The sequence below is a fragment of the Brachybacterium sp. genome (genome assembly GCF_052095815.1).
Classification (GTDB): Bacteria; Actinomycetota; Actinomycetes; order Actinomycetales; family Dermabacteraceae; genus Brachybacterium.
Map to the genome: position 1 here is coordinate 1 of NZ_JBQDLF010000087.1, position 5,743 is coordinate 5,743.

Genomic DNA, 5,743 nt, shown 5'->3' on the forward strand with positions numbered 1-5,743 from the left:
CACCATCGCGGGCCTGAACGTCCTGCGCATCATCAACGAGCCCACCGCTGCGGCTCTCGCCTATGGCCTGGAGAAGGGCAAGGACGACGAGCAGATCCTGGTCTTCGACCTCGGCGGCGGCACCTTCGACGTGTCCCTGCTCGAGGTGAGCAAGGACGAGGAGGGCTCGACCATCCAGGTCCAGGCCACCGCCGGCGACAACCGCCTCGGCGGCGACGACTGGGACCAGAAGGTCGTGGACTGGCTGGTCTCGCAGGTCAAGAACAAGGACGGGGTGGACCTGTCCAAGGACAAGATCGCCCTGCAGCGCCTGAAGGAAGCCGCTGAGCAGGCCAAGAAGGAGCTCAGCGCCTCGACCTCCACCAGCATCTCGCTGCAGTACCTGTCGATGACCGAGAACGGTCCGCTGCACCTGGACGAGAAGCTCACCCGGGCCCAGTTCGAGGACATGACCTCGGACCTGCTCGAGCGCACCAAGGCACCCTTCCACCAGGTCATCAAGGATGCGGGCGTCTCCGTCTCCGACATCGACCACGTGGTCCTCGTCGGCGGCTCCACCCGCATGCCGGCCGTCACCGAGGTCGTCAAGGCCCTCACCGGTGGCAAGGAGCCCAACAAGTCCGTGAACCCTGACGAGGTCGTCGCCGTCGGCGCCGCGCTCCAGGCCGCGGTCATCAAGGGTGAGCGCAAGGACGTCCTGCTCATGGACGTCACCCCGCTCTCCCTCGGCATCGAGACCAAGGGCGGCGTGATGACCAAGCTCATCGAGCGCAACGCGGCCATCCCCACCAAGACCTCCGAGGTCTTCTCCACCGCCGAGGACAACCAGCCCTCCGTGGCGATCCAGGTGTTCCAGGGCGAGCGTCAGTTCACCCGGGACAACAAGCTGCTCGGCACCTTCGAGCTGACCGGCATCGCCCCCGCGCCGCGCGGCATCCCGCAGGTCGAGGTCAGCTTCGACATCGACTCCAACGGCATCGTGCATGTGACCGCCAAGGATCGCGGCACCGGCAATGAGCAGTCCATCCAGATCACCGGCGGCTCCGCCCTGTCCGATGAGGACATCGACCGCATGGTGAAGGACGCCGAGGAGCACGCCGCCGAGGACGAGGAGCGCCGCAAGAACGCCGACGCCCGCAACACCCTCGAGCAGCTCGTCTACCAGGGCGAGAAGCTGCTCAAGGACAACGCGGACAAGATCCAGGACGGCGACAAGACAAAGGCCGAGGACGCCATCAAGGAGTCCAAGGACGTGCTGGCCAAGGAGGACTCCTCGACCGAGGACCTCGAGGCCAAGCGCGACTCCCTCAACGAGGCGCTGCAGGCCGTCGGCACCGCGATCTACTCGCAGGCCGAGGGTGCGGAAGGTGCCGAGGGCGCTTCCGAGGACGCTGCCGGTGCTGACGATGACGACGTGGTCGACGCCGAGATCGTGGACGAGGACGAGGAGAAGAAGTGATGACCGAGGGCCAGAGCACTCCTGAGGACCGCGAGCGGCCTGAGGGCGAGCCGAGGTTCTCCTTCACCGACAAGCGCAAGGTGAACCCCGAGGACGGCTCCGTCCGTCCCTCGGGGTCCACCCCCGCGGCGGAGGCGCAGGGCGGCACCGACCCGGTCGACCCCTTCGACGCCGAGGCTGCGGCGCTCTTCGAGCAGGCCGCCCAGGGCGGAGAGGACTCCTCACTCCCGGCCGACGCCGGCCGAGTCGCCGAGCTCGAGGGCCGGGTCACCGAGCTCTCCGAGCAGCTCAAGCGTGAGCAGGCGGAATACGTCAACTCGCGCCGGCGCATCGAGGGCGCGGCGGAGGTGAGCAAGGACGCGGCAGTGGCTCGCGTCCTCGGCTCGCTGATCGGCGTGCTGGACGACGTGGAGCTGGGCCGCCAGCACGGCGACATCGTCGAAGGCACCCCGTTCCACTCGATCGCCCAGAAGCTCGAGGAGGTCCTCGGTTCGCATGGCCTGAAGCGCTTCGGCGCCGTGGGGGAGCAGTTCGATCCGAACCTCCACGAGGCCCTCATGCACGAGGACGCCGATGACGTCGAGACCAACACCATCTCGATGGTCATGCAGCCCGGCTACTCGATGCACGAGAGGATCCTGCGACCGGCCCGGGTCGGCACCCGGGGCCCCGCCTGACCCTCCCCACCCCTGAGGCGGTGCGGCGCCCGCCGGTCATCACGACCGGCGGGCCCCGCACCTCCCTCTCCGTATCGCACACAGCACCAACCCCCTCACCATCCCCGCTCTCGGAAGGAGACGCACATGTCCCAACAGGACTGGCTCGACAAGGACTTCTACGCGGTCCTCGGCGTCTCCAAGGACGCGAGCGCCCAGGACATCAAGAAGGCCTACCGCACCCAGGCCCGCAAGTACCACCCCGACCACCACCCCGACGACGCCAAAGCTGAAGAGAAGTTCAAGAGCATCGGCGAGGCCTACTCGGTCCTCAACGATGAGGAGCAGCGCCAGCAGTACGACGCGATCCGAGCCATGGGCGCCGGTGGCGCACGCTTCTCCGCCGGCCAGGGCGGTCCCGGCGGGGCCGGATTCGAGGACATCTTCTCCTCGATGTTCGGCGGCGGCGGCCACCCCGGCGCTCGCCCCGCCCCCGGCGGCGGCGCCGGCAACCCCGACATCGATGATCTGCTGAAGATGTTCGGCGGCCAGGGCGGCGGCTTCGGCAACGGCGGTTTCGGCGGCGCCGGTCCCGCCGGCTTCTCGCCGAATCGCGCCCCGGCGAAGGGCTCCGACACCTCCGCCCGCACCCGGGTCAGCTTCCGCGATGCGGCGCTGGGCACCGATCTGCGCCTGACCGTCGACGGCAGGACCATCACCACGCGCATTCCCGCCGGCGTGCACGACGGGCAGAAGATCCGCCTGCGCGGCAAGGGCCGACCCGGCCCCGGCGGCGCGCCCGCCGGCGACCTGCTCCTGACCCTCGACGTCGAAGAGCACCCCGTCTGGAGCGCCGACGGCGTGAACCTGCGCATCACGGTGCCGATCTCCTTCGACGAGGCGGTGCTCGGCACCACCGTGGCGGTCCCGCTGCTCGACGGCGACACCGTCTCCGTGAAGGTCCCGCCCGGCACGCCCTCCGGTCGTACCCTGAGAGTGCGGGGCAAGGGACTGGTCACCAAGAAGAAGACCGGCGACCTCCACGTCACCGTGCAGGTCGCGGTCCCCACCCACGTCGACGGCGCGGCGAAGCAGGCCATCGAGGACCTGCGGGCAGCACTGGCCGACGAGGACCCCCGCGCCGGCCTCACCGAGGCCGCGGCCCGCTGAGCATCCACGTGCTGAGCACGCGCCTGCTGAGCACCCACCCTCTGAGCACCCGTCTGCTGAGCACGATGAGCTGAGAACGCACCCGCACGCTGCAGAGCTTCGGAAGGAGCATCCCGATGGCCTTCTCGCACCGCCTCGATGACCGCGCCCCGGTCTTCGTCATCTCGGTCGCGGCGGAGCTGTCCGAGATGCACCCGCAGACCCTGCGCCAGTACGACCGTCTCGGACTGGTCGTCCCGCAGCGTACCCGGGGACGCGGCCGCCGTTACAGCCCCCGCGATGTGGTCCGCCTCCAGGAGGTCCAGGCACTCTCCCAGGACCAGGGCATCAACCTCGCCGGCATCAAGCGGATTCTCGAGCTGCAGGACGAGGTCAGCGAGCTCGAGGGCAAGCTCGAGAGCGTTCGCGAGAAGCTCGGCGCGTTGACCCCCGCTCAGCGGCGCGTGTTCTCCGCCGATCGGGACGGTGAGATCAGCGCTCTGCGCCGCGGTGAACGTCCCCGGCGGCGCAGCAGCGGCAGCGCGCTGGTGGTGTGGCGGCCTACTCGCCGGTCCTGATCTCGCCACTTCTGATCGCGGAGGCGCTCCCGACTGCGGGAGTGCTCCCGACGGCGGGGGAGCTGGTGACTGCGGCGGTGCTGGGAGGAGTCAGCACCCCGGCGAGGTGGTAGATCTCCTCGAGCTGCAGCGCCACCTGGGCGAGGTCGACCCCCTCGGCGGCCTGGCGACCGGCAGCGGTGAGGTCCTCGAGCTCTCCGGCGAGCAGCGCGGAGAGCTTCCGGGCGACCTGACCCGCGAACTCGGGCCCGTCCCCGCAGACCTGGTGCGTGAGCACCCCGTCGGGCATCGCGTCGCGGTACAGCGGGATGCCGCGCACCAGGGTCGGGATCTCGGTGGCCAGCGCCTCCCAGAGCACGATCCCCTCGGTCTCCTCCTTGGTGAGGAAGGCGAAGACATCCGCCCCGGCGTAGGCCTCCCGCAGCCGGTCCGCGTTCACATAGCCGGGGAACAGCGCATTGGGCGGGGCACTCGCCAGTGCCCGCTGGACCTCGGCGGTGAGCAGGCGCGGGTCCGTGCGCCCGAACCAGACGAAGCTCACCTCAGGCAGCTGCCGGGCGACCTCCACCCAGTCCAGGATCCCCTTGCGCACCAGATGCATGCCGACGCTGATCACCACGGGGGCGTCGGGGGCGAGTCCGAGCCGGTCCCGCAGCTGCGCCCGGGCCGTCGGATCCGCCCGGAAGAAGCTGGTGTCCACACCGTTGGAGAGCACCCGGATCGGTGCCGAGATCCCGTACTTCGGGGCGGAGACGAGATCTCGCGAGTAGCCGCTGGGGGTGATCACCACGTCGCCGCGCCGGTACAGGTGCGCGATCCAGCGCCGGAACAGCGGGGCGAGCTGATTCGACCCGGTGAAGGAATCCCGGAAGTCATCCTCGGTGGAGTGGGCCCATACCAGCACCGGACGTCGCCACAGCCGTGCCCACCGCGCCAGCACCGGAGTGTCCGGGAAGGGGGTGTTCAGGTGCACCGCGTCGAAGGGGCGCAGGGGAGAGGTGACCACCTGATGGCCGAGCGTGCGCACCGCCGACTCCTGATGACGCATCGCCGCGCCGATGCCCGATTCCCGGGCCAGGCCCGTCAGCCCGCGCGGCATCAGCACCCGCAGCGGCTCGTCCGGATGCCGGACGCCGCGCGGCCCGCCACCGGGGAGCACGCCGTGCGCGAGCCGATCCAGCCGGCGCAGGGCGCGCTCCCGGAGAGGGGCGGGGCGCCGCAGGGCGCGAGATCTCATGAACATGTCGTGGCTCCGTTCACCAGGGCAGGAAGTGTCACCAGGGCAGGAAGCGCATCACCAATGCGCTGACGCCGAGCCCATAGGCGATCAGAGCCCACGGCTTGCACAGCAGGATGATCCAGACATAGGTGCGCCACCGCATCTTGGTGGTCCCGGCGATGTAGCAGAGCAGATCGTCGGGGGCGATGGGCAGCGCGATCGCGGTGGCGAAGGCGCGCGTGAAATGGGGGCTGCGGGTCCAGCCGAGGAACTTCTCGACTGTGCGCGGGCGGAACAGCCGCTCGATCAGCGACAGTCCGACGTGCCGGGCGATGAGGAAGTTCAGCATCGAGCCGGCAGTGACCGCGGCGTAGTTGTAGAGCGTGCCCTCGACTGCACCGAACAGGACCGGGCCGGCGAGCACCAGCAGCCCGCCGGGCACGATCGGGAACACGACTGAGGCGACGGAGACCACCATGAAGACGATCGGTCCCCAGGCCCCCAGCGTGTCGATGAACGCCTGCAGATTCTCGAGCGACTGCAGCACTCCTGTCTGCAGCCCCCACCAGATCAGCCCGACGCTGAGGCCCAGCCCCAGCAGCGGGGAGAGCTGGGCGGCGATCCGCAGCGGATCCCGGCGCGGGCGAACCTGTGACGGGCGAACCTGCGACGGGCGCACCGG

The 5,743-nt window shown here is 69.8% G+C and carries 6 protein-coding genes; 4 read left to right on the forward strand and 2 right to left on the reverse strand.

What is annotated here, in order from left to right; genetic code table 11:
* From dnaK to ACTH43_RS18245, 4 genes are all read left to right on the forward strand, one after another.
* A partial coding sequence (gene dnaK, locus ACTH43_RS18230; protein WP_441446302.1) for a molecular chaperone DnaK occupies window positions 1-1,459 on the forward strand: 1,459 nt, incomplete at its 5' end.
* Complete coding sequence (locus tag ACTH43_RS18235) at window positions 1,459-2,136, forward strand: nucleotide exchange factor GrpE (protein ID WP_441446303.1); 678 nt, start codon at window positions 1,459-1,461, stop codon at window positions 2,134-2,136. The genes dnaK and ACTH43_RS18235, both read left to right, overlap by 1 nt.
* A 126-nt stretch (window positions 2,137-2,262) precedes the next feature.
* Window positions 2,263-3,285 (forward strand): DnaJ C-terminal domain-containing protein, encoded by a 1,023-nt coding sequence (locus ACTH43_RS18240; protein ID WP_441446304.1) that lies wholly within the window; start codon window positions 2,263-2,265, stop codon window positions 3,283-3,285.
* 116 nt (window positions 3,286-3,401) lie between these two features.
* Window positions 3,402-3,842 carry a heat shock protein transcriptional repressor HspR gene (locus ACTH43_RS18245; RefSeq protein WP_441446305.1) on the forward strand — a complete coding sequence of 147 codons (441 nt, stop codon included), beginning with the start codon at window positions 3,402-3,404 and terminating at the stop codon, window positions 3,840-3,842.
* Here the strand turns inward: ACTH43_RS18245 and ACTH43_RS18250 are convergent.
* Both ACTH43_RS18250 and ACTH43_RS18255 read right to left on the reverse strand, forming a co-directional pair.
* Window positions 3,826-5,085: a glycosyltransferase gene (locus ACTH43_RS18250; RefSeq protein WP_441446306.1), complete on the reverse strand. Its 1,260-nt coding sequence runs from the start codon at window positions 5,083-5,085 to the stop codon at window positions 3,826-3,828. The genes ACTH43_RS18245 and ACTH43_RS18250 overlap by 17 nt on opposite strands.
* A gap of 31 nt (window positions 5,086-5,116) precedes the next feature.
* Window positions 5,117-5,740 carry a TVP38/TMEM64 family protein gene (locus ACTH43_RS18255; protein ID WP_441446307.1) on the reverse strand — a complete coding sequence of 208 codons (624 nt, stop codon included), beginning with the start codon at window positions 5,738-5,740 and terminating at the stop codon, window positions 5,117-5,119.
* Between the last annotated feature and the right edge of the window lie 3 nt (window positions 5,741-5,743).

What these genes read in the sequence shown, in the direction of transcription:
- ACTH43_RS18250 (WP_441446306.1), bottom strand. Translation starts at nt 5,085, where the DNA reads ATGTTCATGAGATCTCGCGCCCTGCGGCGCCCCGCCCCTCTCCGGGAG.
- ACTH43_RS18235 (WP_441446303.1), top strand. Translation starts at nt 1,459, where the DNA reads ATGACCGAGGGCCAGAGCACTCCTGAGGACCGCGAGCGGCCTGAGGGC.
- ACTH43_RS18245 (WP_441446305.1), top strand. Translation starts at nt 3,402, where the DNA reads ATGGCCTTCTCGCACCGCCTCGATGACCGCGCCCCGGTCTTCGTCATC.
- ACTH43_RS18240 (WP_441446304.1), top strand. Translation starts at nt 2,263, where the DNA reads ATGTCCCAACAGGACTGGCTCGACAAGGACTTCTACGCGGTCCTCGGC.